Below are 3,133 nucleotides of genomic sequence, written 5' to 3'. Positions count from 1 at the left end.
ACATCCAGAAGCGAATTTGTCAAGCCCGTAACCTTCAACATAGAAAGCGTTTGGAAGATTCCAATATAAACTTGCGCCATTCAAGACATTGGGGTGAGTAATTAGGCGATCGCAAACCTGTGCTATAACTTTGGCAACAGGCAAAGCATCTCCTGCATAACCCCCAATGGCAGCCCCAACGCCAGTTGGTACGATTAAGATAGCAGTGTATGGACGTTGTATATTGACTTTTGACACTTCGACTCCTTTCGACTGCGCTACTTCGACTACGCTCGGCACAAGTCAAGGCAAGTCCCTCAGTGTTAGCTTTGGACTTCCGCCTTGCGCCACTAGGGTGTTGGATAAAAATGTTTGTGCAAAATTGGGATGGCCCCTTGACTTTTGACTTCCGCGTAGCGGTACTAGCTTTGCTGCTCTAGTTTTTTTAAAATCGGAGTAACTCTCCAAAGCACAGGTCGGTCTTTTGACCATTCAGCAAATCCAAATACAATAGGTTCAAATTTATAATTTTGCTGTTTTGCTAATTCTTTAAGCCATACCTTACTAGGATGATTCCGGTATAAAAAAACATCACTAAAACGCTCTAATTCTTCTACTGGTGGCAGATAAACTTTCAATGTCTTGGAAAGTTGAAGGAAAATTTGTAAATTTTGGTTAAGTGAATAGCTTAAAGATAAAATATAACCCACTGCTGTATTGCTAATTAAAAGAGGATGAGTTGTCTGATTAACAATTTTTGCAACAGCAATATTTTCACCATTATGCTCTTTGTTATGCCAAACTGTTGCTTGAGCACTGACAGCACAGGACAAGATACTTCCCGAAACTAGGATAACTAAGAGTAATTGCCAAAATTTTTGATGCCAAGATTTTAATGAAGGATTAGCTAAATTTCTTCCTAGTAAGTAGGCAATAGCTAGTTGCACTCCTAATAAACTAGGAATTAGGTATCGTGCTTTTGTGGAGCGCATTCCTCCGAAAATCAAATCTGGCACTATTAAAGGCAGTGTGCTAACGCCAGCCAGAAGGATAATCAATAACCAAACTGATATGGGTGTTTGACGACACAGGCAATAAAAAGCATATACGATCAAGACTAACAACACTCGATGCACATAAAAATCCCAGGGTTCTTGATTAAGATCAAAAAAGATCCGACCAAGGTGCTGAATCCAGATATCCCTTAGTTCTGAGGTTTTAAGAGTGTAGATGAATAGCGAATTAATACCTTTCTTCGCTTGAGAGTGATTAATGATGACAACCCAAACCCAAGGAAGAAAAATCATAAAACCTAGCAGAGATGCTACAAGGTAACTTTTAAGAATCTTTCGATAGCGAAACCCATAGATAATCATGACATAAAGACCATGAGCGATCGCCACCAATCCACCCAAAAGAAACGTATAAAGGTTTAGTGCTAGAGTCAGTGCATAAATACCCCAGCTAATTCTGGTTTTTAGTCGTATTGCCCGCAATAAAGCTGCACTTGAAAGTAAAATAGTTACAGTCCATAAGCTGTATTGTCTCGACTCCTGAGAGTAAAGTACATGAAATGGCGAGACAGCAATTAATGCTATCGTTATCCATGTAGGCAACTTTGAAGCGAAAATGCCTGTTTCAACAAATAGTTCTTGACACAGCCAATAAGTGCATGGAAATACTAGCAGACTAAACAGCACAGGTAACAACCTAGCTAATGCTACTGAACTACCAATACTATAGAACCAAAAACTTAGCAAACTGAAGTATAGCGGCGGATGTTGCTGATCTTCCTTGGCTAGGCTTTCGACTACATCAATAACGCTTCTTGTTCCATCAGGGCGCTGATATCGCTGGAGTTCGGTTACACTAACTACTGACTTTTTGGAAAAGTGTTGAACAACTTCTTCTTGGGTATAACCTGAAGCTCGCAGAGATCCCATAGCTTCATCATACCAGTACACTTTATAGTCAAGGTGAGTAAAACGGAAAAATATGCCCAATACCAGCACAATAACAAGGAAAAAACGCAAGCAAACCTCCTCTTTTATGCTCAATCAATTATATTTATGTTATTGACTAAGTAATCGTTATTTGTTTAGCGGATGTTAAAATGAATGTAGAGACGTAGCACTACTATGTCTCTACAAGGGTTTCAGTCAACGAACAATTGATTGAATGACTCCTAACTCTTGACTGTAGTCACCACGGCTTCAACTGTAGCTTTTTGTTCGTCAGCATCCACAGAAGTAACTGCCCAACGCAGAGGTTCACCTTGTTTCTTCAACTCTGTTTCAATTACTTCTAGTAACTCTGCGGGAGTTTCTTGTAAATCAATTTCTGCGGTAATAAAATGAGTCGTCATTTTGGTAAATCCTGTTGATTTGTAGTTTCTAGAATAGCTGACTTCATCTGCAATGAAATACTTGCGTAATTTATCAGATTTGGTAATCTCCGTGAACAGTTATTCAGTTATGAACAATCATCCGATATACTGATAACTGTTCGCTGATTATTTGCCTTTGCCAAATTGTAACTGATAAAGTACATCTTCTTTTTCCGTCTGAATTTTCAAATCAGAAAGGGGTTTAGCAATACAAAGCAATACGTAACCTTGCTTTTGCAAATCTGGACTAACGCCCATACCATCAGTTTGATCCACAGTTCCCTGGCTTATTTGTCCGGCGCAAGTTGTGCAGACACCTGCATTGCAAGAACTCGGCAGTTCCAAACCAGCAACATCGGCAACTGATAAGATCGTTTCATTTTCAGGAACTTGCAAGGTATGAATTTTGCCTTGGTGATCAATTTCTACGGTGTAAGTTTTGGGCATATACAAAAGAAGCGTGATGCAACGGACAAATGTATTAGTTTATCTGAATTAGTTAAAAATATCCAGATGTTACTATAAAACTTTAGGTTAAAGAGTAAAAATTATAACAGCTAATTCTGAATAAGTTATAAATTAGTAACATTATTTACTATACAATACACAAATAAATGTATTAAATTTGCTTATTATGAATATGCGCGATCGCGTTTCTTTAGAGACTGTATCTGTAAGTCTGCCTTTTGGCATTGGTTCGATGTCTTGGAAAGTTGACACCACACAAAAGAAGGCGGCTTGGTCGCTGTATGTGGAATTGGTGACGCG

4 protein-coding genes are annotated in these 3,133 nt (G+C 38.8%); all 4 read right to left on the bottom strand.

Annotation, left to right across the window (positions count from 1 at the left end):
* Positions 1-222: DUF3326 domain-containing protein (locus VE944_RS10045; protein WP_324976014.1), on the bottom strand; the 222-nt coding region annotated here is incomplete at its 3' end.
* Between the two features lie 179 nt (positions 223-401).
* The gene (locus tag VE944_RS10040; RefSeq protein WP_324976011.1) at positions 402-1,922 is read right to left on the bottom strand and encodes a glycosyltransferase family 39 protein; all 1,521 of its coding nucleotides are present in this window, start codon (positions 1,920-1,922) and stop codon (positions 402-404) included.
* A gap of 242 nt (positions 1,923-2,164) precedes the next feature.
* Positions 2,165-2,344: a hypothetical protein gene (locus tag VE944_RS10035; RefSeq protein ID WP_094351499.1), complete on the bottom strand. Its 180-nt coding sequence runs from the start codon at positions 2,342-2,344 to the stop codon at positions 2,165-2,167.
* Positions 2,345-2,491: 147 nt separating this feature from the next.
* Positions 2,492-2,812 carry a 2Fe-2S iron-sulfur cluster-binding protein gene (locus VE944_RS10030; protein ID WP_324976005.1) on the bottom strand — a complete coding sequence of 107 codons (321 nt, stop codon included), beginning with the start codon at positions 2,810-2,812 and terminating at the stop codon, positions 2,492-2,494.
* Between the last annotated feature and the right edge of the window lie 321 nt (positions 2,813-3,133).

Origin of the sequence: Nostoc sp. (assembly GCF_035638895.1) — a bacterium.
Lineage (GTDB): Bacteria > Cyanobacteriota > Cyanobacteriia > Cyanobacteriales > Nostocaceae > Nostoc.
Note: the sequence above shows the minus strand (reverse complement) of the source record. Positions and strands in the feature narration are given on the sequence as shown.

Coding starts and splice junctions, on each gene's coding strand:
- VE944_RS10030 (WP_324976005.1), bottom strand. CDS start 2,812: ATGCCCAAAACTTACACCGTAGAAATTGATCACCAAGGCAAAATTCAT.
- VE944_RS10040 (WP_324976011.1), bottom strand. CDS start 1,922: ATGGGATCTCTGCGAGCTTCAGGTTATACCCAAGAAGAAGTTGTTCAA.
- VE944_RS10035 (WP_094351499.1), bottom strand. CDS start 2,344: ATGACGACTCATTTTATTACCGCAGAAATTGATTTACAAGAAACTCCC.